The sequence below is a fragment of the Lactiplantibacillus sp. C232 genome (assembly GCF_023806725.1).
GTDB lineage: Bacteria > Bacillota > Bacilli > Lactobacillales > Lactobacillaceae > Lactiplantibacillus > Lactiplantibacillus plantarum.
On sequence record NZ_JAMSKZ010000007.1, the window covers coordinates 18,056 to 43,387 of the forward strand.

General features: G+C 46.1%; 20 protein-coding genes and 1 riboswitch. Of the genes, 2 read left to right on the forward strand and 18 right to left on the reverse strand.

Annotation, left to right across the window (positions count from 1 at the left end; translation table 11 throughout):
* Positions 1 to 51: 51 nt before the first annotated feature.
* The 13 genes from MZO41_RS08095 to dnaE form a co-directional block, all read right to left on the reverse strand.
* Positions 52 to 1,491, reverse strand: coding sequence for a RecQ family ATP-dependent DNA helicase (locus MZO41_RS08095; RefSeq protein WP_003645010.1), 1,440 nt, complete (start codon positions 1,489 to 1,491; stop codon positions 52 to 54).
* Positions 1,478 to 2,521, reverse strand: a complete 1,044-nt coding sequence (locus tag MZO41_RS08100) for a YpbB family protein (protein WP_003645009.1) — start codon at positions 2,519 to 2,521, stop codon at positions 1,478 to 1,480. The genes MZO41_RS08095 and MZO41_RS08100 overlap by 14 nt, the downstream gene beginning before the upstream one ends.
* 335 nt (positions 2,522 to 2,856) lie before the next feature.
* Entirely contained in the window at positions 2,857 to 3,441 is a 585-nt protein-coding gene (locus tag MZO41_RS08105; RefSeq protein ID WP_003644438.1) for an ECF transporter S component, read from the reverse strand.
* A gap of 123 nt (positions 3,442 to 3,564) precedes the next feature.
* Positions 3,565 to 3,686, reverse strand: a riboswitch (FMN riboswitch).
* Positions 3,687 to 3,740: 54 nt separating this feature from the next.
* Positions 3,741 to 4,457 (reverse strand): pseudouridine synthase, encoded by a 717-nt coding sequence (locus tag MZO41_RS08110; RefSeq protein ID WP_003640595.1) that lies wholly within the window; start codon positions 4,455 to 4,457, stop codon positions 3,741 to 3,743.
* A complete protein-coding gene (scpB, locus tag MZO41_RS08115) occupies positions 4,457 to 5,056 on the reverse strand; it encodes an SMC-Scp complex subunit ScpB (protein ID WP_003640596.1) in 600 nt (199 codons plus the stop codon). Before scpB ends, MZO41_RS08110 begins: the two co-directional genes overlap by 1 nt.
* Positions 5,043 to 5,810, reverse strand: a complete 768-nt coding sequence (locus MZO41_RS08120) for a segregation and condensation protein A (protein WP_022638666.1) — start codon at positions 5,808 to 5,810, stop codon at positions 5,043 to 5,045. Before MZO41_RS08120 ends, scpB begins: the two co-directional genes overlap by 14 nt.
* On the reverse strand, positions 5,776 to 6,159 hold the full coding sequence (locus tag MZO41_RS08125; protein ID WP_003644440.1) for a hypothetical protein: 384 nt from the start codon (positions 6,157 to 6,159) through the stop codon (positions 5,776 to 5,778). The genes MZO41_RS08120 and MZO41_RS08125 overlap by 35 nt, the downstream gene beginning before the upstream one ends.
* Before the next feature lie 38 nt (positions 6,160 to 6,197).
* The gene (gene xerD, locus MZO41_RS08130) at positions 6,198 to 7,088 is read right to left on the reverse strand and encodes a site-specific tyrosine recombinase XerD (protein WP_003644441.1); all 891 of its coding nucleotides are present in this window, start codon (positions 7,086 to 7,088) and stop codon (positions 6,198 to 6,200) included.
* Positions 7,089 to 7,095: 7 nt separating this feature from the next.
* Positions 7,096 to 7,983 carry a CvfB family protein gene (locus MZO41_RS08135; RefSeq protein WP_003640600.1) on the reverse strand — a complete coding sequence of 296 codons (888 nt, stop codon included), beginning with the start codon at positions 7,981 to 7,983 and terminating at the stop codon, positions 7,096 to 7,098.
* A gap of 55 nt (positions 7,984 to 8,038) precedes the next feature.
* Positions 8,039 to 8,497 (reverse strand): DUF441 domain-containing protein, encoded by a 459-nt coding sequence (locus MZO41_RS08140; protein WP_003640601.1) that lies wholly within the window; start codon positions 8,495 to 8,497, stop codon positions 8,039 to 8,041.
* 983 nt (positions 8,498 to 9,480) lie between these two features.
* Positions 9,481 to 11,241, reverse strand: a complete 1,761-nt coding sequence (pyk, locus tag MZO41_RS08145) for a pyruvate kinase (protein WP_003640603.1) — start codon at positions 11,239 to 11,241, stop codon at positions 9,481 to 9,483.
* A gap of 85 nt (positions 11,242 to 11,326) precedes the next feature.
* Complete coding sequence (gene pfkA / locus MZO41_RS08150; RefSeq protein ID WP_003640604.1) at positions 11,327 to 12,289, reverse strand: 6-phosphofructokinase; 963 nt, start codon at positions 12,287 to 12,289, stop codon at positions 11,327 to 11,329.
* A 113-nt stretch (positions 12,290 to 12,402) separates the two neighbouring features.
* Complete coding sequence (gene dnaE / locus MZO41_RS08155; RefSeq protein ID WP_058906872.1) at positions 12,403 to 15,753, reverse strand: DNA polymerase III subunit alpha; 3,351 nt, start codon at positions 15,751 to 15,753, stop codon at positions 12,403 to 12,405.
* A gap of 369 nt (positions 15,754 to 16,122) precedes the next feature.
* Between dnaE and MZO41_RS08160 the strand changes: the two genes are divergently transcribed.
* Complete coding sequence (locus MZO41_RS08160; RefSeq protein WP_013355569.1) at positions 16,123 to 16,323, forward strand: YjzD family protein; 201 nt, start codon at positions 16,123 to 16,125, stop codon at positions 16,321 to 16,323.
* A 648-nt stretch (positions 16,324 to 16,971) separates the two neighbouring features.
* On the opposite strand, the gene clpB is transcribed toward MZO41_RS08160, so the two are convergent.
* The 4 genes from clpB to MZO41_RS08180 all read right to left on the reverse strand — a co-directional run bounded on the left by clpB (position 16,972) and on the right by MZO41_RS08180 (position 22,685).
* Positions 16,972 to 19,575 (reverse strand): ATP-dependent chaperone ClpB, encoded by a 2,604-nt coding sequence (clpB, locus tag MZO41_RS08165; RefSeq protein WP_013355570.1) that lies wholly within the window; start codon positions 19,573 to 19,575, stop codon positions 16,972 to 16,974.
* 116 nt (positions 19,576 to 19,691) lie between these two features.
* Positions 19,692 to 20,930, reverse strand: coding sequence for a peptidase T (gene pepT / locus MZO41_RS08170; protein WP_003644443.1), 1,239 nt, complete (start codon positions 20,928 to 20,930; stop codon positions 19,692 to 19,694).
* Positions 20,931 to 20,968: 38 nt separating this feature from the next.
* The gene (locus tag MZO41_RS08175) at positions 20,969 to 21,991 is read right to left on the reverse strand and encodes a Nif3-like dinuclear metal center hexameric protein (protein WP_128650860.1); all 1,023 of its coding nucleotides are present in this window, start codon (positions 21,989 to 21,991) and stop codon (positions 20,969 to 20,971) included.
* Positions 21,978 to 22,685 (reverse strand): tRNA (adenine(22)-N(1))-methyltransferase, encoded by a 708-nt coding sequence (locus tag MZO41_RS08180; protein WP_003644445.1) that lies wholly within the window; start codon positions 22,683 to 22,685, stop codon positions 21,978 to 21,980. Before MZO41_RS08180 ends, MZO41_RS08175 begins: the two co-directional genes overlap by 14 nt.
* Positions 22,686 to 23,238: 553 nt before the next feature.
* Here MZO41_RS08180 and MZO41_RS08185 point away from each other — a divergent pair.
* On the forward strand, positions 23,239 to 24,444 hold the full coding sequence (locus tag MZO41_RS08185) for an O-antigen ligase family protein (protein WP_003646031.1): 1,206 nt from the start codon (positions 23,239 to 23,241) through the stop codon (positions 24,442 to 24,444).
* A gap of 105 nt (positions 24,445 to 24,549) precedes the next feature.
* Here the strand turns inward: MZO41_RS08185 and MZO41_RS08190 are convergent, their stop codons facing one another.
* Entirely contained in the window at positions 24,550 to 25,320 is a 771-nt protein-coding gene (locus MZO41_RS08190) for an ABC transporter permease (RefSeq protein WP_003640613.1), read from the reverse strand.
* Positions 25,321 to 25,332 lie beyond the last annotated feature (12 nt).

The following is a 25,332-nucleotide window of genomic DNA, read 5'->3' on the forward strand; positions in this document are numbered from 1 at the left end:
TCCTCAAAAAACTTTCAACCAATATTGTAACATAACCCGGAATTGATTTCTTTAAGAATTTGGTAAAAACAATTGAGCTAAGTGCTGATCCCACGACATTATCGTGGCTGTTGGCTCATCATGCGTCGCCATCAGCCCTAACGCAGCCAGCGGTAGTGGTTCACCAGCCAACTGACAACACTGATCTGTATGGGTAACAGCTGGCTCACCAAAGTAAGTTAACATCACGGTCCGATGACAAGTTGTCGTTTGGACGTAACTCATGAGCGCCCGCAATTCTCGTTCCTTAGCTACTTGGCGATCAGCAAAAATCGTTGCCACGGTCGTTGGGGGAGTTCCTTGTAGCCAGTATGACTGCAAAACCTTACTACGATCATCAGTCGGTGGCTGCTGCGCTTGATAACGGCTATAATCTTGCTGAATTTCATTGGGAGTCGCAGCCGTCAATTCGTTCAAATTCCGCACCAGGTTTTCGTCACCTGGTGCGTACAACATAATCGCCATCGCCTGCTGACCATCACGACCTGCGCGCCCAATTTCTTGAACATAGTCGGCCAAAGTCGTCGGTAAATGATAGTGGATCACTAAGCGAATATCAGCTTTGTTGATACCCATTCCAAAAGCAGATGTAGCACAGATCACATCCAATTGTCCTGCCATGAACTGCTGCTGGATCTTGAAACGGTCATCAGTCGCTAAGCCGGCATGATAAGCCGCGACCCGTAACGTGGTTGTCGTTCGTAGCCATTCCGCTATCAAATCAGTTTGCCGCTTGGAAGTAAAGTAAACAATGACTGGTCCGCGCGCACTTGTCACTAAATGTTGCAAGGTCGCGCGTTTACTAGCTTCATCATTGACCTGTTCGACTGCTAAGTAAATATTAGGACGATTAACCGAATATAAGATTTGCTGGGCATCTGGAACGGTTAATTGTGTCAAAATATCTTGTCGAACGCGTTGTGTAGCCGTTGCCGTGAGCATTAGCGTTGTCGGTGCCTGTAACCGTTGTCGAATTTGACCAAGGCGACGGTAGTCAGGGCGAAAATCTGGTCCCCAAGTTGAAATGCAGTGGGCCTCGTCGATAACTAATAACGCCAGTTGCACTTGCATCAGCGCTGTTTGAATAATGTCTTGACCCAACATTTCCGGCGAAATGAACAAGAATTTAAGCTGCCCTAAATGATTCAACAGATACTGGCGAGCACCATAATCTAGTTGGGAGGTCAAAGCAGCAACTTGCTTTTCGCCTTGATAGTTTAAGCGCGCCACCTGATCTTGCATCAAGGAAATCAGCGGTGAAACCACCACAACTAGCCCGGGCAGTGCGGTCCCGACGAGTTGATAGATCAATGATTTGCCGGTCCCAGTTGGTAACACTGCCAAGACATCTTGACCTGCTAATAATTTCTGAATGACGGCTAGCTGCCCGGGGCGAAATTCATCGAAGCCATATTTCGTTTTCAACAGCTCATATAATTCATCTTCTGACATGCTGACACCTCATAATCTGAAATAGCCGAAATTCAAAAAAATCTAGCGTGGGTAGCGCAGCTTGGGCCTCTTGGAATGACCAGTTTGCAATGTCAGGCTGGGCTGCAAAGATGGTGGCCAACTGCTGAGTTATTTCATGATTCAACACCATTTCAAACGGAAAATCAGGCGACCAAATCGCCACCTCCAACAAGTGCTCCCGTACCGTACTCATCTTTAAGTGCCGCGTCTGCGCAATTGCTGCAAGTTGCTGGGTCTTCAAGAAAGCTTGGTAAGTTTGCTCAGCGCTTTGACTGATGGCACTCGCTTGAGTGAGCACTGACAACAACTGGGAAAATGGATCACGCGGGTGTCGCTGAATCCAAGCAATCCATTGGCATATCACGTCCGTGTGCATCAAGCTAGCCTCCCAGGGTTGTCGACCTAATTGTGCCGCTAATTGCTCATTAGTCAGTCCCGGTTCTTGATACCCCGTTATACCTTGAACAAACACCGTTGGCAACTCTGGGTCTGCCAAACTCGTCAAGAAGGCAGTCAAGGCCGCATGAATTTGCTCGCCAAGTTCCACCTTCGACTGCTGACGTAGCCATTGTTTGACCTGGGCTTGAATCCCCGGATCAGTCGTCACCGGATAATAATGGCGATCATGATGTACGAGTTCGGAAACGACTTGTAGGGCTAGCTGACTGACGATTCTAAATCGGCGGACATCAGTGGTTTGAAACACTTCAAAATTTTGGGGCATGTATAAAGTCTGTCGGAGTTTGGCTTGCCGATGTTCCCCCGCCTGCGTTAATTGCCAGCATCCCGTGGCCGTACTCGTCAATTGACCGTTTTCAGTCAATGCCGCAGTTGCTGCCATGAAATCTTCCAAGGGAACCTCGTGGCAACTGTCGAGCAAATCCAAGTAGCCGGCAGTTAACCCCGCAAAAAGCGTGGAGACCGTACGGCGACCGCGCAAGACATTGAATAGGCCCTTTGCTCGTCGCGGCGTCGTACTGAATAACAATAAAACGTAGTCTGTAAACACGCTAAGGCCTCCCTTAAGTCTTGCTGTTGTAATTGTTAATTGCGCACTAAATGTGCCAGTTTTTAAATTAAGTCGTGATCAGCCCAAATTTACGTGCGTCAGTGTCGCTGACAGTGACCCGCGACAAAGCATAGCGGCCAACAGCTTTTTAATCTTTCTAAGCCTTAATTGAAGCTTCAAATTCATCAACTTACTGCCACATTAAAGCTCATGGATAACCATCCGCCAACCGGCAGTGTGCGTCTTTAAGAATATCACGGTGGCACCAATATAAAAAGGCAGTCACCCTGCAGTTACGCAATTAGTGACCACCCACATTATTTTAACGACTTAGATTAAATTCGGCTCATAAGCTGATTATGGTTGCCTAACCACTTAGCTAATCGCTGATAGACCAGCCAGAAGACGTTGCCCACTAGCAATCCCTTGATCAAGTTAAATGGAATGACTGCCACTAACACCACTGTATTCAGCGACATGCTGAGCTTCATACCCATTACTTGCAAATAGAATGGCAGAACAAACGTTAAGTTAGCCAACGATTCAATCACCACCAGGCCGATTGTGGCGACCACAATCGCCACAGGCATTCGCCACTTGGGATTGCCCCGATAGTAACGAAGTACTAATGCAAATGCTAAAATCAATACTGCCGTACCTAAAAAACTAGCAAAAGAACCGATTAAGTCATAGATGGCAAAGCCCATCATGGCCGAATGTAGGAGCAGTTTGATGATAGTGATGACAAACGCGCCCCCGACACCAAAGAGAAAGAGCCCAATCAGAATTGGGATATCTGAAAAATCAATCTTCATCCATGGCGCTACCGGTAAAATCGGAAACTCCAGTAACATTAAAATATACGCAATGGCACCGAGTAAGGCTATGCCCACTAGTCGGTGTAACGTTGTATGTTGCATAACGCACCCTCCTATGGGTCATCTTCAATGAACCGCATTACCATTTGTTCAACTAAAAAAGTCCGCCCGATCACACTAACTGTCATCTGGGGGCGGACTTACTTGCAACGCTTGGCAAATAAGCTCGATCTTCTTTATACCAGACTTTACTGTCGACTTTGGAATTGCACCAAATCACTATGCACACGCATAGGTCGCGGGTTATTACCGCCGGTCGGGAATCACACCCTGCCCTGAAGATGAACCAATATTTATTTTTACAAATTCATTTTAACGGCTTTCGTTCAAAAATGCAAGCGCTATCGTTCACCTTTTAACTTACTAATTTCAATCGGCTTCAATTTACGGTATTCGCCCGGTTGTAAGCTTTGCAAATCGAGAACCCCATAACGTTCACGTTTCAACTTAGTCACTGGGTGACCCACTGCAGCCAACATCTTTTTCACTTGGTGGTTATGACCCTCGTGAATCGTTAGTTGGACCAGCGCATTATTCTTCTTGTGATCACTATCTAACAAGTTCGACTTCGCTGGAGCTGTCTTACGGCCATCGATTTCAACACCCAAGCGCAATTGCTTGAGATCAGCATTGGTTGGTACCCCTTCAACTTTGGCCAAATAAGTTTTTTTGACTTCGTACTTCGGATGAGTTAGCCGATTAGCGAGAGCCCCATCATTTGTCATGATCAACAAACCTGAAGTATCGTAATCCAAACGTCCCACCGGATAGATTCGTTCCGGTACGTCTTCAAAGAAGTCTAATACCGTTTTACGGCCCTTCTCATCATGAACAGTTGTAACGACCCCCCGCGGCTTATAAAATAAATAATACACGAGTTTTTCTGCATTCAATGGCACGCCATCAACCTCGACATGGTCACTAGGCTCAACCTTTACACCGAGCGTGGTGACCGTCTTCCCATTCACCTTAACGTGACCAGACGTGATCAACACTTCTGATTTACGCCGCGAAGCGATGCCCGCTTCCGCCATTACCTTTTGTAATCGTTCTGCCATTATTCATCCTCACGTTCTGCTTGTAATTTATCCTGAAATGCATTTAAAAAGAGGTCTGTCTCTGGTGCCGGATGCTCAGCGTCACTTAAAGCAGCTAAGTCAATCGCTGGTAAGTCATCCAAAGACTTTAGTCCAAAATAATCTAAGAACAGTTCCGTCGTTCCGTATAAAATTGGTCGTCCTGGCTCACTTAAACGCCCCGTCTCGGTAACTAGTTGTCGCAAAACCAGCTTTTGAATCGTCGACCCACTGTGTACGCCACGAATCTCATCAATTTCAATCCGCGTCAAGGGTTGCCGATACGCAATGATTGCTAACACTTCCAACGATGCTTGCGACAAACTCGTGGTGAGTGGTGCTTCAAAGTAGCGCTTTAACACCGGCGCCACCGCGGCCTTAGTTGCTAGCCGGTAAGTATTCGCCGTTGATAAGATCATTAGGGCACTGTCTGGGTCGGCTTGATACTTCGTGGCCAGTTGTGTGAGCATCGTTGTAATCGCCGGCTTAGCAAACCCCGTGGCGTGCTCGATTTCGGCGACCGTGATGCCCTCATCGCCAGCCACAAATAATAGTCCTTCAATTTGTTCAATGTTCGTCATGCTGTTCATCCTGTCGTAAATATAAATGAATCGGACTCAGTGGCTCAGCTTGCTGCAGCGCCACTTGATCCTGCTTGGTTAATTCTAACACAGCCATAAAGGTTGTCACTAACATTTCATCGCTGGCACTAACCGTAAATAGGTCGGCAAAATCCAGTCCTTGTGGTTGCTGTTGCAATTGCGTCGTAATTTGTGTCATCCGCTCATCAATGTTGATGGTTTCAGCCACAACCGTTTTCGTTAGTGGCCGTACCCGCCGCCGTTTAGCCACTAATTGCCGAAAAGCCGCTTGCAGATCATCTAATGTAATCCCCGCAGTCAGCTTGGGCGCACTCAGATCAGCTGGTACTAACATCGCTTCACGCGTAAAATGTTGATGGCGCGCCTGTTCTTTTTCTCGCAATTCACCAGCGGCTTCCTGATAAACCTTGTAAGCCAACAGTTCAGCTACAAGTGAGTCACGAGGATCATCGTCCTCATTATCTTCGTCCATCTCATCTGGTTCAGGCTGTGGCAATAAGAAACGGCTCTTGATCGTCATCAAAGTCGCAGCCATAACCAAATAATCACCAGCAATATCTAATTTTAGCGCTCGCATAGAGTGTAAGTAATCCAAATATTGCTGCGTAATTGCCGCAATTGGAATGTCATAAATATCCATCTTGTTTTGGCGAATGAGGTGCAACAGCAAGTCGAGTGGCCCCTCAAACTCCGAAATCTTAATGGTGATTGGTTGTTGTTGGTTGTTTGTCACGATTACGCTCCCACGCGCCAATGATTGGCGCCATTTCTAAAGTTCCCATGACCCGTTGTTTGGGATACAACGCGGCCAACTCATCCAACATTTGATACTGGTTGGCCGCCGTCCGTTCCTCGGGTGATAATGAATCGTGATGCAGTAGAATAAAGTCACTGCCGACTTCAATGCCGATAATACCACAGAAATCGCCGTCACCTTGCCGCCATAGTAATAGTTGATGGTCTTCCGTTGACTGATACCACTGCATCTCAGTTTGTAGATGAATTAGGTCCTTAAAATCTGGAATAAATGACAGTAGCCCCATTGCTACCTTTTCATAATCCTTCCGATATTTAACGAGCACGGTATTGCCTCCCTTGACTGCTTGATTCCGCACCGCATCTATGCCCGCGGATGATATTTATTATAAACCTCAGCTAGGCGTTTTTTCGAAATATGCGTATAAATTTGAGTCGTCGAAATATCGGCATGCCCTAAAAGCTCCTGAACGACACGCAAGTCCGCACCATTTTCTAAGATGTGAGTCGCAAACGAGTGGCGCAACGTATGCGGCGTCACGTTTTTTTCGATGCCAGCCGCCTTGACTTCTGCCTTCAGATTTTTCCAAACCCCTTGCCGACTTAATTTACCACCGTGATTATTAATAAACAAATAGCTATTCCGGCGTTTGGCAGAGACGAGTTTGGGCCGAGCCGTTTTTAAATAACGGGTAATAAAATCAATGGCAACATCACCGATAGGAATGATCCGCTCTTTATCACCCTTACCGATTGTTTGAATCAATCCCAAGTCTAAGTGCAGATCATCCATCGTTAAATTAATTGTCTCGCTGACTCGCAGACCGGTCGCATACATCACTTCTAACAGAGTTCGGTCTCGTAATCCTAACGGGGTATTCAACTTAGGCACCGCTAGCAACCGTTCGACCTCGCGTGGTGACAATACTTGCGGTAAATGCTGCGCCCGCTTAGGCGTGTCGATTTTTAGCATCGGATCAGTATCGATAGCGTGCATCTGTGCTAAATATTGAAAAAACTTACGTAAACTAGAAACACTGTGAATGATTGTATTTCGCGATTTACCAGCCTCATCTAGATACTGTAAATAATTCAATAGGACGTACCGATCAACCACCCGATAGTCCGTGATTTGCTGACTCATCAAGTATTCGCTAAACGTAGTCAGGTCCTGAGAATAACTCTTAATCGTATTTTCAACTAACCCCCGTTCAACACGCAAAAAATGCAGGTAATCAGCAAGCTGGTCCTGCATTTTTTGATCAATCGTCGGCTTGCTCATCCGCATTTTCCAGTAACTTGATCTCGCCTGGTTGTTGACTGATCAAGCGTTGCTTCAAGAGATTACCCACAGCGCGCTTAAATTGTGATTTGCTGATACCAAAGTAATTCCGAATATCATCGGGATCACTCTTATCCCAAAATGGTAGCGCGTGGTCAGCTTGATGTTGCAATGCTGCTAATAACATTTGGGCATCATCGCCAATCTCTTCGTATCCCCGCGGCTTCAAGGACAAATTCAATTCACCATCGCGCAAGAAACCAATGACCCGCGCCTTGACGTGTTGCCCCATGCGTGGTTCCTGTTCACGTTCTGACGGATGAACAAAGCCCAGATGATTGTCATCTGTAATAACCGACGTACCGGCCATCTTCAAACGAAAAACGGTCGCCATGGTATCCGTATTCTTAACTTGGGCCCGATCATATGGCTTGGCAATTGCTTCAAAATCCGTCAATTCTGCCAGAGTCGCCCATAGCCGTTGTTTATTGTCACGGGCTAACTTAACGTATAAACGATCATCTTTTTTAGGCCATAGTCGACTGATGGTCGGTAATTCGTCTAATGACACCACCAAGTCCTTATTCGGTAACCCAACATCGACAAAGACACCCAGATCATGCCGCGTCCGGACAACCGTTCCCCATACAAAGTGATCAAACGAAATTTCCGGGACAAACCGCGTCATCTGCAGATGATGATCTTCATTCTCATAAACAAAACCTTCGTAAAGCCCGCCAATGTGCAATGGCTTCTCTGGTTCAGTTTTATCGACCCACAACGTCTGTCCATCAATCTGTACGAAGTATGCTTCATCGTTTTCATCGGTTACCTTCGCCGTAACCACTGTTCCAATAATACTATCCATGTGATAACTCCTCTAATATATCCGTCTATAAATATCAACGGATGGTTCTTTTAAATTACTGTAAGCTCAAATGTAAGACTTGAATAATGCAATACGTTATACCAGCCGCAATAATTGGCCCGGCCGCGATTCCCTTGAGCAAAACAACACCCATAATGGTCCCGAATACTAATGCCACGGTAATCTCTGGTGTCGCTGACAAAAGCCCGACACCGTGAAATGAGAGCACTGAAACCAACACTCCACATGCAACCGCAATCCAGCCAACTGGCGACTTAAACGCATGCCAAAGGTCCCGAAATCCAATCTGACCAGTCGCAATCGGAATTAAAATTGCGACGGTAATCACCGTCACACCCCAATTGATTCCCTTCTGACCAATCGTCGTCAGCAATTTACTCGTATTAGGAATCAATTTGATAAGCAACACAACCACGGTCGCAATTTGTAAGGACTGATTTTTTCCTAACCATGCCACCACTAAAATCGCTAATAAAAATAACCAACTTTCCATACGACACCTCACGTGTTATCAATTGTAACTGAAAATGGCCCGAATTACGAGGGGTGTTGGTCGTTACTCACCAATTTCACTATCCCCCCCCTGATCAATAACCGATTCCTGTTCTTTAATTTAGGCGGGAACAGGGTTAAAAGGTGCCAAATCGTTTGGATTCCAGCTCGTCAGCAAGGTTCGTCCTATTCCGACTTACGGGGCTGGGTGACAATTGCCGGAACGTAGCCGACGTCGATTTGAGCTCACGCAGCAACCCACTGTGCAATCTCAAATACGAGTCTTATTCTAGGCCGGAAGCAACCCACTTCCAGCCAAGAATAATTTGGCTACTGAGCATTGTCACCCAACCCCTCCAGTCGGTAAGCCAGTCGAATGGCTGATGAACGACCACCTAACTTGGTGCAACTTGTCGCTGAACGGGTTTACTACTTAGAATTTTGAACATGCGTTAATGCTGTCTCAATTGTTTTGGACACCTCAGTACTAATACGGTGGAATTAGAAATAATCGTACAATCACAATTATATTATCAAACTAACTGTTGTATGATAAAATCGCTGTTTTAAAATAGCAACATCTAATTCGTTCAATGCTGGGTCCACTCATGTCAGCCATTCGAATACCATCCCGACTGGAAGGCGTTTCGGCCAATGCTCAGCGGTGAAATTCCACTTAGCAAGCGTTTTTGGCTTGGTTAGTGGAAGACCAGTATTTAAGACGTGATTTTCGGCTTAAATCTGTGTCCACCGCGTTCCAGCAATTGGCCGAAATGCCTGGAAGTCGGTGCAGGACGCAGCTAGCTAAGCAAATTTCCGCTAAGTAGATCTTTTTCCAGCGGGCTTAAGCTGGATCATTTGACGTTGACGATTTGGCACCTTTTAACCATGTTTCATACTAATTTAACTGGGAGTGAAGCACTTTATGTAATATAAAAAGCCGCCGCAAAGCGACGACTTTTCAATATCAAATTAGATTTGATCTTAAAGGGCGTTTGAAGCACCGCGGTATACAAGGCCACGACGTGAATCAACTGTGATCAATTGACCATCAGCAATAACACTAGTAGCGTCCTTAACACCAACGATAACAGGAATTCCCATTGAGATACCAACAACAGCAGCGTGTGAAGTTAAACCACCGTTTTCAACAACTAAAGCACTAGACTTTTCGATTGCTGGTAAGTAGTCTTTGTCAGTCGTCTTAGTAACTAAGACGCCACCTTCAACGGCCTTGTCGATAGCTTCTTGAGCAGACGTTGCGATTACGGCTTTACCGATAACCGTTTCATCACCGACACCTTGACCATCAGCTAACTTAGAACCAATTAATTGGATCTTCATGATGTTAGTCGTACCGCGTTCGCCAACTGGCACACCGGCAGTAATCAAGATTAAGTCGCCTTCCTTGGCAAAGCCAAGTTCAACAGCCTTAGAAGCAGCTAAATCAAACATGTCATCAGTGGTTTCTGGTTTTTCAGCCACGATTGGTTGAACACCCCAGTTAACCATTAAGCCACGTTGAGTCCGTTCGTCAAAAGTGATTGCTAAGATATCAGCATTTGGACGGTACTTCGAAATCATCTTAGCAGTGTAGCCAGATTCAGTCGCAGCAACAATCGTCTTAATGTTCAAGTTCTTAGCTGCCCGAGCAATCGCAATACCGATTGTTTCAGTAACACTAGTCTTGTCGAAACGGTTTAATTGTAACGTACCGTTTTCAGCCAAAGTGTTTTCAGCCTTTTCGTCAATCTTAGCCATCATGGCAACAGATTCAACAGGGTAAAGACCGTTAGCACTTTCACCAGAAAGCATCGTTGCGTCAGTACCATCAAAGACAGCGTTGGCAACGTCAGAAGCTTCGGCACGAGTAGGACGTGGGTTTTCTTGCATTGAGTCTAACATTTGAGTAGCCGTGATAACAGGCATACCTAAAGCATTACACTTCTTGATTAAACTCTTTTGTACCAATGGCACATTTTCAGCAGGAATTTCAACACCCATGTCACCACGAGCAACCATCAAACCATCACAAACCTTAAGAATTTCATCGGCGTTGTCGATACCTTCTTGTGATTCGATCTTAGGGAAGATTTGAACGTGTTCCATGTGCTTTTCTTCAAGTAATTCACGAATGTCTAAGACATCTTGTGGCTTACGAACGAATGAAGCAGCGATGTAGTTGATTTCATGATCCAAACCAAAGCGAATATCACTTGAGTCTTTTTCAGTGATCCCAGGTAAGTTGATTGAAACGCCAGGAGCGTTAACACCCTTACGTGAGCCTAAAACGCCGGCGTTTTGAACAGTTGTAACCAATTCGCGGTTAGCTTCGTCCTTTTCGTCGATCTTCATATCTAATAAACCATCATCAAAGAGGACATGGCCACCTACATGAACATCATCATAGAGGTTCTTGTAAGTAACGGCAATCTTATCATGGGTCGTATCTAATGAATCATCCATGGTGATACGAACCTTGTCACCGATCTTGTATTCAGATTTTCCGTTAGCTTGAACGGTCGTCCGAATTTCAGCACCCTTAGTATCAAGCATGATACCAACGGTCTTACCCGTAATCTTTTCTGCTTCGTGAACTTTGTTTAAGCGATCTAAATGTTCTTCATGATCACCATGTGAAAAGTTAAAGCGGAAAATATTTGCGCCGGCTTCGATTAATTTAACAATAGTGTCAGTATCGGTGCTGGCAGGACCAAGTGTTGAAACAATCTTGGTTTTTTTCATAAGAAAAATCTCTCCCTTGAAAGTTTTTATAAAAAGACATTAACGTCATTTTTATCAAATTAAAATAAGAACTAACATGCCATGATTACTTGAATGAAATTTCTTCATTCAACTTATCTAATGACACTTCAACGTCATGCTTAGATTCAAATAAATCTAAGATGTTGTGGTTGACTAATTGGTTGTTTTGAATCCCAACCGCTAAGCCACCCTTGCCGGCAAGCAAGAGTTCCACAGCGTAGGCACCCATCTTGCTGGCCATGACACGGTCTTTAGCAGTTGGATTCCCACCACGTTGCATATGAGCAATGGTATTCCCACGAGCATCAAAGTCACCATATTCGGATAACTTCTCAACAAACTCCTGGGCACCCATCACACCTTCGGCTAACACAATCAAGTTGCTCCGATGACCATTGGCCCGGTTATGCTTAATCTTGTTGGCGATTTCTTCCATGTCCCAATCAACTTCGGGGACCACGATAGCAGTCGCGCCGATTGAAACACCGGACCATAAGGCTACGTCACCAGCGCCACGACCCATAACTTCCACAACGAAAGTCCGGTCATGACTATGAGCCGTATCATAAATCCGGTCAAGAGCTTGCACGTTGGTGTTGACAGCAGTGTCAAAACCAATTGTGAAGTCCGTGTAAGGAATATCATTATCGATCGTCCCTGGAAGACCAATCGTGTTGTAGCCGTGTTCCGTTAAGCGCAATGCGCCATGGTAAGAACCGTCGCCACCGATAACAACTAAAGCATCAATCCCAAACCGCTTCAATTGTTCGATCCCTTTTAATTGACCTTCTTCATGGGCAAATTCTGGATAACGTGCGGAGTATAGTAAAGTTCCGCCGCGTTGAATCACACCATCTAAGTCGGCTGCTTCTATTTTGTGAATGTCACCGGCAACTAATCCAGCAAAGCCGTAATTGATGCCGTATGCTTCCAACCCTTCAGCCATTGCTTTACCAGCAACTGCACGAACGGCCGCATTCATACCAGGAGCGTCGCCGCCACTGGTTAAAATACCAATGCGTTTCATTTTTTCACCTCAGGCAATAAATTGAGTTCGTAACTCCATAAGTGATTCTAACACTTTTCACGTGGATTGTCTGTTATTTTCTAAAATTAAATGCGTTAAAAAACGCCGTCGTATCAAGGGATAGCGTTCTTCATCACCACATTATCGCGACCTAATAAGGTTGTAAGCGCTCCAACCAAATCTGGATTTTCTGCGACCCAATACTGTGAATTTAGTTCAACCGTTCGATGTGCTGCTACCGAGTAAATTAGAACTGGATTAGGACCTCGATATTGACTTAAGATCCTTAAAATTTCCTTTTGCACAGTCGCCGTTGCTTGCTCAGGTTGCAACCGCAAAAAGAGTTGGCCGGTTGGTTTGGGTAATTGTTCCGCCAACTGCCAGGTGTTTACGATCACTTGCAAATCCCGCTGTTGCTCGACCTTACCAGTAATTAACACGATTGCTTCTGGTTTCAATTCCGCCTGAATCCGTTGATAGGTATTGGGAAAAATCGTCAAGTCAATTTCGCCGGACAAATCACTTCCCGTTGCGAATGCCATTGGTTGACCACGTTTGGTCCGAATCGTTCGGACCTTAGTAATATAGACCAGTATTTGTGCCGGTTGTTCACTCGTGAGCGTGCTGACTAATTGTGTATGTCGTTGTTGCGCGAGCCAATCATACGTTTCCACAGGGTGCCCTGAAACGTACACACCAAGATACTCCGCTTCTTTGGCCAATCGCTCACCTAACGAAAGCTCCGGCTGTTTTTTGATCTTAGGGGCTAATGATTCAAATAAACTCATACTGCCACCGGCTAACTCGGCACTTGACATCAATTCAGGCACACTGGTCAGTAGCTCTGCACGGTTCAAACCAAAGTGGTCAAAAGCCCCCGCATAGATCAGTGCATCCATCAAATCGGCTTTGAGCCACTTCGCGTCAATCCGTTGCATGAACTGCTGAAGACTTTTAAACGGTCCGTTCGCCTGCCGCTCGTCTAACACACTCGCAATAAAGTCACGGCGCAACCCTTTGATTGAGCTGAGTCCAAACACAATGGCTTGACCATTCCAATCAAAGTATTGACCGCTCCGATTAATATCCGGGGGAATAATCGCCACTTGGTGCTGACGAGCTTCCGCTAGATACTGTTTCAGCTTCGTTCCATTGCCCAACACAGAATTCATCAATGAGGTAAAGAACGCTCCGGAATAATGGACTTTCAAGTAAGCAAGTTCAAAAGCCATCTTACTGTAGGCAATCGCGTGTGAGCGGTTGAAACCATAGTTCGCAAATTGTTCAATATATTGATAAACCTGTGTCGCAACTGCTTCGGAATAACCATTCTGTTGTGCACCAGCGATAAATTGTTGCCGCATTTTATCAATCACAGCACGTTTTTTCTTGCTCATCGCCCGCCGCAATAAGTCGGCTTCACCTAGTGTAAAACCACCCATGACCGCGGCGACTTGCATGACTTGTTCTTGATAGACCAGAATACCGTACGTTGGTCCTAAGATGGGCGCAAGTTGTTCCGCCGGATAACTGACCGGTTCTTGGCCTTGTTTGCGGGCAATAAAATGGTCGATATTTTCCATGGGCCCCGGCCGGTAAAGTGCATTGACCGCGGCGACCAATTCAAAGTTATCCGGGTGCAGACGCCGTAACACGTTTCGAATTCCCGCCGATTCAAATTGGAAGACTCCGGTCGTGTCGCCCGCCTGAAATAATTTCAGGGTCGCTGGATCGTTCAAATCGATTTTAGTAATAGCCAGTGGCTTGCCAGTTTGACGCTGCACATAATGTAGCGCACTTGCCATCAAAGACAAATTCCGTAATCCTAAGAAATCCATCTTTAACAAACCAACCGCTTCAACAGTGTCCTTAGTATACTGGGTCATCATCATAGTTTCACTACCTGCTTGTAGCGGTACGATCTGAATTAATGGTTTTTGGCTTAATACCACCCCGGCCGCGTGTGTTGAGTAATGTCGTGGCAACCCTTCCAAACGGCGAGCTGTTTCAAATAATAATTTATTTTTAGATGAATCAGCAACGAGGTTTTGTAACCGTTGTGAGCCCTGGTAGGCCTGGTCAAGTGTAATATGCAATTGGTTTGGGATTGCGGCACTCCAGTCACTCATCTCGTAAGTTGAGAGGCCAAACACACGGCCAACATCGCGCAGTGCTTGCTTTGCTGCCAAGGTACCAAACGTAATGATTTGTGCGACGCGGTCATGACCATACTTATCATGAACATAATTAAGGACCTGTTCACGGCGATTATCTGGAATATCCAAGTCAATATCTGGCATATTCGCCCGTTTAGCGTTCAAGAAACGTTCAAATAGCAAGTCATATTTTAAGGGATCGACATCCGTAATATTGAGTGCATAAGCAACTAATGAGCCTGCTGCAGAACCTCGCCCAGGTCCAGTTGTAATCTGGGCCTCATGCGCAAAATTCATGACATCCCACACGATCAAAAAGTAATCATCAAAGCCCATCTGATCGATCACGGTCAGTTCGTGATCCAAACGGTCCTGGTAAGCCTGCTGATCAACCGACGGCGTTATTGCCGCCAATCGCTCCGTTAGACCAGCCGTGCATAACTGCCGTAAATAAACGTTCGCTGGTTGTCCAGCGGGCGTTGGAAATTGCGGCAACTGTGGCTGTTGAAATTGTAATTCAACTTGACACTGTGCCGCAATTTCGGCCGTAGCCGCCACCGCCGTCGTCAATCCCAGTTGCTCATAGTCAGCCGTTACGGTGTTGGCCGGCCGTAAGTAGTGACTGCCTTCGATACCTTGTAACGATTCGGGCTGTTCGATCTGTTGGCCCCGATCGATTGCTCGCAAAACTGAAACGGCAAAGTAATCCTTTGCTTGGACATAGTCGACTGGATCTAACGCAACTACCGGCAATTGATGCTGTTGCGCAAAGGCCGTCATTGTTGTTCGCAATGCAGGGGCCTGATCCAAAGAAATCCCTAAGTAAAGGCTAGCAGAGTCGACCGCATGCCTCAGCGTGGTAATCCAATCAGCAGCTCGCTCAGCGGTGTTTTGTAACAACAGCGCAGCTAGTTCACTGTCTTTAGCCGGGGTTAAGACCATTAAATGGTTCAAATAAGGTAATACGGCTGTTAGCGACAATCCTGCATCCGTCGCCGTCTGCTTCATCGTCGACAACTGCATCAAGTTTTGATAGCCAGCTTGATCTTTCGCAAGCACGACCAGACTAAACGTTTGCGCCGTTAGTTCACGTCCTAATAAGTTCAATGTTATTCCCAATATCGGGTTAATTTCTGCCTGGCGACAGGCATTATAAAAATCAACAATACCGTACATGATATCAACGTCTGTTAAAGCCAACGCGGAATACCCCTGTTGCTTGGCAGTTTGGACTAGCTCACTAACTGTACTAGTGCTGTGAAGTAAACTAAAAGTACTCAATACTTGCAATGGAACATATTGTGCCACTATCGCCGCCCCCTTTCATAAAATATCAGCTTTCAACTCGCATCGAAAACGTAACATCAGATCAGCTACGTCAAGCCCGCTCCAAATTGATGGGTAAACAAAGAATTTACCAGTCTATTCAATGCCAGTTGATGACCAATCTTGTCCTCAGATATATTCGTTACTATTCATTATACCAAACAGTTGTTCTAAGCGGCAGTTTTAAGTCATCAGATAACGTGCACGGTTATTTTTAGATGGATAACTAGGGTTTCACCGCCGTCTCGTCGTAATTATATCAACCTAATTAAAGCCTTAATATCCCGTTATTACCTAATTGCTTTTTCCTGTCGGTGTGTTAAAATAATTTTCATTGGGAGGTGTCGGAAAATGATGAGACAACTTACGATTATCTTTTGGAGTGTCCTCTTCGGTGAGGTCATCGGCTACATCGGTGGTGCTCTTGAACAGTTGGACTATAACTTTGGTGAAATCGGCATCGTTGCTGCAATTTTCGCGCTAGTCGTGGTCAACAGCATCACTTATATTACTAATCATTCCCAACCCGCTAAAGGTTCAGATAATAAGTAATTAAAAACAACCAAAGGCTTTGCTTCGCTTAGTCTCAGCACAACAAAAAAAGACGAGTATCCCGATTGCAGTTACTCGTCTTTTTTTGTTGTGTGCTTGACGCGCCAGCCAACTAGAATGCTGGTACATACCCGACCCTAACATTCAGATTAATGACGCTTACGATCCATCACTTGCTTTGAGCATTTGCAGCGTTTTGGCATATTTCTGCTTTGCGCTGCTGCCCAAAATGCCAAATCGGCCGCTGATAAAGAACCACGTTGTACATTAATTTTTCAATTCATTTTTTGCATACTGGTCAAACCTTTTACGATCGTCGTCCATGTTCGCTTACTCCTCGATTTTGGAGTAGCTTAACACGACAGCGTCGGCGGTAACAACTCTTTTCTCAGTATGAGGTTAAACGCACGGGCGCAAGGTCCCCCTCGTCCGAAGCTAAGCGCGGCTACCATCATCATAAACCAAAGATAGCTGCCTCACACCTACACGATCAAGCCATCCAGAATCATAGGCTCAACCAAGTCACAATAATAATCCGCCTAAAAAAAGCTGGCCCGTGAGCATCGCAAGGTGCTCACGGTCCAGTTTTTATTGGCCCAATTATCGTTACTGAAACGCATTATCACGCGTTCAAATCAGTGATTACGCTTATGCCGGCTGGGTCGATTGGTTTTCGAAGACTAAGTGATCGTCCATCAAATTAATGGCGACTGTCGATTTTGGTGCCACGCGCCCCGCAATGATCTCTTTTGCCAGCGGTGTTTCGACGTGATTCGTGATAAAGCGCCGGAGCGGCCGGGCACCGTATGCCGGTTCATACCCCTGCTTAGCGATCCACTTCTTCGCTTCGTCAGAAATTTTCAGTGTAATCTCACGATCTTGGAGACGGGCAGACAACCGATCAATCAATTTCACCACAATTTCCTCAATCGCGCCCAATTGTAGTGGCGTGAACATAATGATGTCATCGATTCGGTTCAAAAATTCCGGTTTGAATCGACTTTGAACCAGCTGCATAACCTGTTGATGGGTGTCGGCCGACAAGTGACCCTGGTCATCAACCCCCGCCAGTAGCAACTCTGATCCTAAGTTCGACGTCATAATCAAGATGGTATTTTTGAAGTCGACGGTCCGTCCTTGACCATCCGTCAACCGACCGTCATCCAATACTTGTAACAAGATGTTAAACACATCTGGATGCGCCTTTTCAATTTCATCGAATAACACGATTGAGTACGGATTACGCCGGACAGCTTCGGTCAACTGACCGCCTTCTTCGTAACCAACGTAGCCCGGTGCCGCCCCGACCAATCGCGAAACGGACTCTTTCTCCATATATTCACTCATATCGATCCGAACCATATGATCATCGGCGTCAAACAAATTCTCAGCCAATGCTTTCGCTAATTCCGTCTTACCAACCCCAGTTGGGCCTAAAAACATAAAAGAACCCAGGGGACGATTAGGATCTTGCAAACCGGCCCGCGAACGTAATACGGCATCCGAAACGGCATCGACCGCCGCATCCTGACCAACCACTCGTTCATGCAAATGGTCCGCCAAGTGTAATAATTTCTCCCGCTCACCGGCAACCAGTTTGGCTACTGGGATTCCTGTCATCCGGGAAACCACGTTTGCAATCTGATCTGGCGTGACGGATTCCTCAACTAACCAATCTTCATGATGATCATTGGCTTCCATGGCCTTCAACTCTTGTTCCAGCTTTGGAATCGTCCCGTGCTGCAACTTAGCTGCTTGTTCCAGATCATAATTATTTTCAGCATTTTCCAAGTCGTGCTTAGCTTTGTCTAACGCCGACTTTTTGTCGCTTAACGCTTGGAGACTCTTCTTTTCACTGTCCCAGCGTTCGGATAAAGCCCGCTGTTTTTCCTTTGCGCTGGCGAGTTCTTTTTGTACATCCGCTAGCCGTTTAACGGAGGCATCGTCAGTTTCCTTCTTTAAGGCGGCTTCCTCGACCTCTAAACGCATTAATTGTCGGTTGACTTGGTCTAATTCCGTTGGGTTGGAGTTCATTTCGACCCGAATTTCAGCAGAAGCCTCATCTACTAAATCTAAGGCCTTATCTGGCAAGTAACGATCCGTAATATAACGATCAGATAACTTGGCAGCGGCCACTAAGGCGTTATCATGAATCCGAACACCATGATGGATTTCAAAGCGTTCCTTTAAGCCACGTAAAATACTAATTGTATCTTCAACACTCGGTTCAGCAACCAATACTTTTTGGAACCGCCGCTCGAGCGCCTTGTCCTTTTCCATGTACTGACGATATTCATCTAACGTCGTGGCCCCGATCAAATGAAGTTCTCCCCGCGCCAACATTGGTTTCAACAAGTTACCGGCGTCCATACTGCCTTCTGTCTTACCAGCACCAACGATATTATGGATTTCATCGATGAACATGATGATCTGCCCATCGCTCTTCTTGATTTCCTTGAGGACGGCTTTGAGTCGTTCTTCAAATTCACCACGATACTTCGCCCCGGCAATCAGGGACCCCATATCTAGCGAGAACAACGTCTTATCTTTTAAGTTCTCCGGCACATCACCACGAACAATTCGTTGCGCTAGGCCTTCCACGATGGCAGTTTTCCCAACTCCCGGTTCACCAATCAAGACAGGATTATTTTTCGTCTTTCGTGACAAGATCCGAATAACATCCAGAATCTCTTCGTCCCGGCCAATTACTGGATCTTGATTCCCCTGGCGCGCCTGCTTAACCAAGTCGACGCCGTACTTTTCCAAAGCTTGATACTGATCTTCCTGATTACGTGACGTTACCCGTTGACCCCCGCGAATACGATCAACGGCATTCTTGACTTGTCCTGCCGTGATGCCTTGCTGATTCAAGTATTTGGTCAACTGATCACCAGTTTGATCCATCAGCGCTAAAGCCAAAGTGTCGGTCGCAAGGTAATCATCACCTAACGCTTTGCGCTTAGCATCGGCAGCCTGCATCAGCGTAGCTAGACTACTGCTCATACTGCCACCGTACTGAACGTTACCACCGCTAACAACGGCAATATCATCCAGCTCACGGTCGAGCTCTGTTTGTAATTGGTCTAAATCAGCGCCGGCCTCACTAAAGATCTGCCGAACCAGTTCGCCTGGTTGCGTTAAAAATTTAAATAGATGGGGCACCCCAATTTCTTGATGGCGCCGTGTTTGTGCGATTTGTTGTGCCTGTTGTAAGGCTTGTTGTAAACTTTCTGTAAATTGTTCTGGATTCATATTTACGTACCTCCTCAAAAACGGTAGCAAAAAGGCAGCCGTCATAGCTGCCAATTTTTGTTTGACCTTTATTGACTATTAGAGTATAACCCGTAAGGTCAAACAAGGTCAAGGATTTAGTCCTGGTCATAATTATCCTGAACGATTTGTAAGACAACGTCCACGGCTTGGGCCATCACTTGTTCTGAAACGTATTCAAACCGACCGTGCATGTTCTCACCACCAGCAAACAAGTTTGGTGTCGGCAAGCCCATAAATGAGATCTTGGAGCCATCCGTCCCACCACGAACCGGATAAATGGCTGGCGTGATACCGAGCTTGAGCATGGCTTGTTTGGCCAATTCAACGACCCGCATATCTTTTTCAATGATTTCGCGCATATTGTAATACTGGTCCTTCATGTCGACCTTGATCCGGGCCACACCGTCAGCCAAATTCAGCCGATCCGCAACCGCCATAAATAACCGTTTACGTGCTTCGAACTTATCGCGGTCATGATCACGAATAATGTAAGTCATCTTAGCGCTGTCAACGGTCCCGTCTAAACTAAGCAAGAAGAAGAACCCTTCACGGCCTTCCGTGTGTTCCGGGACATCATGTGCGGGTAACGCCGATTGAAAATCAACGGCTAACTGCAAGGCGTTGACCATCTTATCCTTAGCTTCCCCTGGATGAACGTTGACACCTGTAATCGTCACCGTCGCTTGGGCCGCGTTGAACGTTTCATACTCCAGTTCACCAAGCGGACCACCATCGACGGTGTAAGCATAATCGGCGCCAAAGGCAGGCACATTAAAGTGATCAGCACCAGTCCCAATTTCTTCATCGGGACCAAAAGCTAACCGAATCTTGCCATGTTTGATCTCAGGATGGGCCAACAAATATTCCGCAGCACTAATGATTTCAGCAACACCAGACTTATCATCAGCTCCAAGCAGCGTGGTTCCATCAGTTGTGATCAGCGTGTGACCAGCATAGTTCTTTAAGTTTGGGAAGACCGCCGGATCCAGCACATAGTCCCCGTTTCCGAGCTTAATAACTGATTCACCGTCATAATTGTCAACAATTTGTGGATTGACATTTTCCGCGTTAAAGTCAGCCGTATCAATATGTGAAATGAAGCCAAGGGTTTTAACAGCTTTGTCACTATTCGCAGGAATCGTCGCAAAAACGTACGCACTTTGCGCATCCTGTTCAACATCGCTCAAGCCTAAATCAGTGAGCTTACTCATTAATTGCTTTAAAAAGGCCGTTTCACGTGGTGACGAAGGAATTGTCGTTGATTCCTCATCTGAACGACTATTAATTTTGACAAAGGTTAAAAAATCTGAAATTAAGTTTGGATATTTTGACATATGATAACTTCCTTTCCTTATTAAAGTTCATGATTAACTTAGATGAAGGTAAACGGATCAGTATTCAGCTGAGACGCCACAATCTCGATTGGCCAGCCAGCTTGTACACGCCATTGATCAAACAGCTTAGTGAGTTGTGACTTACAAATACTCTCGATATGGTGGCCTGGATCAATGACCGTCAACCCGGCTGCCAGCATATCGTGACCGGTGTGATAATAGACATCCCCGGTCACGTAAGCTTGTGCACCTGCTTGCAACGCTTGGGGATAGAACTTACCACCATCGCCGCCCAGGACGGCCACACGGGTAATCCGTTGTCGGGGATCGGCACTGACTAGTCGCAGGCCGCTGACACCAAATACTTGCTTACACTGTTCGGCAAACGCCTGCGCTGATAACGGTGTCGGCAAATCACCGACTCGGCCCATATAATACTGATGACCGCCAGACAACAGTGGCACGACCTGGTAATCCCACGTGTCAGCGGCTAAGTCATTAACGCCCGCTACCGCAGTTGGAATCTGATCGGCTAGTAAGTCGACGCTGAACTGTTCACCCGAGTTGACAGCGTAACGATCTAGCGCGGCACCCACGGTATTCGTTAAGTATTCCTGTACCGTTTCAACTTGATTGGTCGGTACCGTTAAAGTCAACTTAACAGCCTGTGCACGATACCCAGGAACCAATCCCTGCACATTTTGCAAGTCTAAGGCCGCCGCCAGCCAATCGTTCATTCCGCCCTCAGCACAGTCCAGATTCGTATGGGCCGCGTACACCAAGATGTGGTGAGCTGCAAGTTCTGCATACATTGCTTTCTGAGGATCCTGATAATCAAGATTGTTGGCCGGTCGAAACATGACGGGATGATGAGCAAAAATCATGTCAGCACCGATCGTGATGGCTTCTTGGACAACTTCCGGCCGCACATCCAGGGTAACTAACACCTTGTGGATGTCCTGATGAGGATCGCCGATTTGTAATCCGGTGGGATCATGCTCCCACTTCAACTTGAGTGGCGCAAATTTTTCAAAACGCGCAATTAATTCACTTGCTTGCATCCGTCAAGACTCCTTCAATCAATTTGATTTTAGCGTGAGCCAGCGCTAACTGTTCCTCTGGTATCACTTTAGCCCGTTGCATTTGCGCAACCGCCGCATTTACTCGTTGTAACTCACGTTGCCACTTAGCGATAAACACCGGCGACTTCTCAGCTAGCAGAAACGGGCCAAACATCTGTTCAGCCGTCGTATACGTCACCTGATGATCAACCCGATCAGCACAAAGAATCTCATAAGTATGGCCATCTTCAGCTAGAATTCGTTCAGCTACAATTTGAAACTGATTGGCCGCCAGCCATTCCCGCACGGTCGCTTCACCAACATTAGGCTCGAGTACCAACCGTTGAACACCGGCGAGCTGGGTCGGCCCCTGTTCAAGAATATGGCGAATCAAAGGGCCCCCCATCCCGGCAATCGTGACCGTATCAATACGATCAGCTGGTTCAATCGCAGCAAGACCGTCAGCTAGACGGGCCACTAAGCGATCCGTTAACCCCAGCTTTTGAATCTCATGACGCGCATTTTCAAAGGGCCCCCGGACGACTTCACCAGCTACACCATAACTAATTTGATGATTTAATGCGAGATTAGCTGGCAAATAAGCGTGATCTGACCCAATATCGGCCACGCGGGCGCCCGGCTGAACGAAAGCGCCAACCGTTGCTAATCGTTTTGATAATTGTTTTGCATCCACATACAGTTCCCCCTTAATTCGGGAAGATTTACCCACACGACTAACTTTCAGTGGTTGTGGTCAAACCCACCCGGTTCAATTGTTTTAATTATTCAGTTTAACTAACCACGCACGTCACTCGCTATCCTTAGTATGCACCAAAATCGAAACGTGCTGGTCGTTGAATTACGGGTCGGCTCTTTATCAGAAATACCCAACGAGGTTCAACTAAGATCATGGCGATACCCAATGGCCTGGAAGTTAGCAGTCTGAACAAAGGTCGCACACTAGATTAGACCTTTGTTGGCCAATCATCTTTGACCTTAAAAACCAACGCATTTCAATGGTGATTCAGGATAGCACCCGTATCACCGTACGTTACTAATCATATTTTACCATGCTTCACTGTGAATACGCATTCAGCTGGTTAAATTTTCCTGAAAATTCCTAAGCTTTGTTCAAACTAACTAAAATTCTATTAATGCAAGTTTGGATGACAGGCAGACGTGCCATAATATGGCTAATGTCGACTGGCAAGCGACATATTATTTAATGAGAGAAAGTTTGATTAACCATGCGAAAACGTCTTTTAACGACGTCGCCATTTTTGACTGGCCTAAAATTATTAGCTATTCTGCCGCCGGTAGGTATCGGATGGCTGATTTATTTAAGCCGGTGGCAATGGCTGGCGTTACTCAAACATCCACGACAATTCAGTCGGCACGACCCGTTGCTAGGGTTTATCGTCCTATTAATGGGCATCACGACGCTCAATCTCAATCACCACGATTATCGTAGTGTTATTCTGTCTGTCCTAATGCTTTTTGTATTGGGCAATCTTTGGTTGTTGTGTCGTGAGTCCACGCAGTCGATTGCTTGGCACGAGCTTCGTAAATTTATCATCCAATTTGGCTTGTATATTACAATTAGTGGTTTTGCTTTCCACTGGCTTAACCAAGTATTGACATTACCAACGTGGCTGAAGTTCATGCTGGGTGACCTATTATGGGGCTATGCTGCTAATCAGAATCGCTTGTTCGGGTCCGCCTATAATCCAAATGATGCCTGCTGTTTATTATTGATTGCCCTCGGCTTACTATTGACACAGTTAAGTCATGGAAGTGTTCACCCCTTCACGCGCTGGCCGCTCATAAACTGGTTTTTGGTCGGCTTACTTTGTGTGGGCGTTTATCAAACCAAATCGCGCACAGGGCTCATGATCATGATTGCCATTCTGATCATGACGACTTACCAGCTTTGCCGTCACCATCGCATTTTGGTTACAACAATCTTGATTGCTGGCAGTTTAATTGTCTGGCACGTTTTCCCTAGAAGTGCTTCGACCATCACCGCACTTCAAAGTCGCTTGACGATTTGGCACAACAGCTTCACCGTTTTCAAACAGGCCCCGTACCTCGGCGTGACGTATTTTGGCTTTGCGCGGCACTATTTGCAACTGACGGGAACCTACGTCCCACACGCCCACGATATTTTGCTCATGCTACTAGCTTCTTTTGGTATCCTAGGCGGTGCCGGCTTTATTTACTTAGTCCTCAGCAGTGGCTGGCACTTAACCAAATATTGGCACCAGTATCGTACGCCGAATTTGCGTTACTTTATGATGACTTTGCCCATCATTCTAGCCTATGGATTGACAGACTTCGTTTTATCTTCTATGCAAGTATTGATTATTATTTTGCTCATTATCGCTTGTTGGCACCACGAACAACAATTGCGGCCAATCATTGGCCCTCGCAAGTATCAGTCTCCACTTATCTGACACTTTTCATCACCATCAATTTCGAACGGGCAGTAATTCCCCATTTCAAAAATAGTGTGCGCTGCCGGTCATTAAGCCGCAACACACACTATTTTTAGCGTACCGTTAACCAAATCGGCGATATGCCAACACAGTTAACGGCATAAAAATCACAATAATAAGGAAACCACTTAACAGTACACCAAATGCATCGGGCCCCCAATGGCCAGTCCGCAAAATTGTGCGCATCGCGGTAATTGTTAGACTGACCGGATTCAATCGGACAATTGTTTGCAACAAATGTGGTAACGTCTTAGTCGGAATAAAGGCGTTAGATAAAAAGGTCAGCACTAAAATAATGATCATTGACAGACTGCCAATCAGGGCCGCATTTTTGACCATTAAACCAACTAAAGCAAAGACCCATGAAAGCGACCATCCAACAAATACTGCCAGCAGTAAAACGCCGATCAATACTAGCGGACTAACAATAGGTCGCCAGCCCATCATAAAAGCTGTCACCAGTGCCATCAAGCCAGAAATAAGCAATCGGAAAACATCCCCCACTAACTGACCGGCTAACGGTACGATCGGTGAAATCGGTAGCGTCTTGAAGCGGTCAAACACCCCCGCGTTAATGTCTTCACGTAATTGCTGTCCGGATCCCGATGCTGCATTCAAAATACTTTGAATCAAAATACCGGTAACTAGCATTGGTAAATAGGCCTGGACACTGCCCGCAATGGCCCCACCAAACAAGTAACCGAATAATAGGGTAAAAATAATTGGTTGTATCACCACGTCACTAACATTATCTGGATTATGCCACATTTTTAATAAGTTCCGATGCGTCATTGTCAAAACATGACTTAACTCTGCTGGTTGTTTGATTTCCATCGCTTTGTCCTC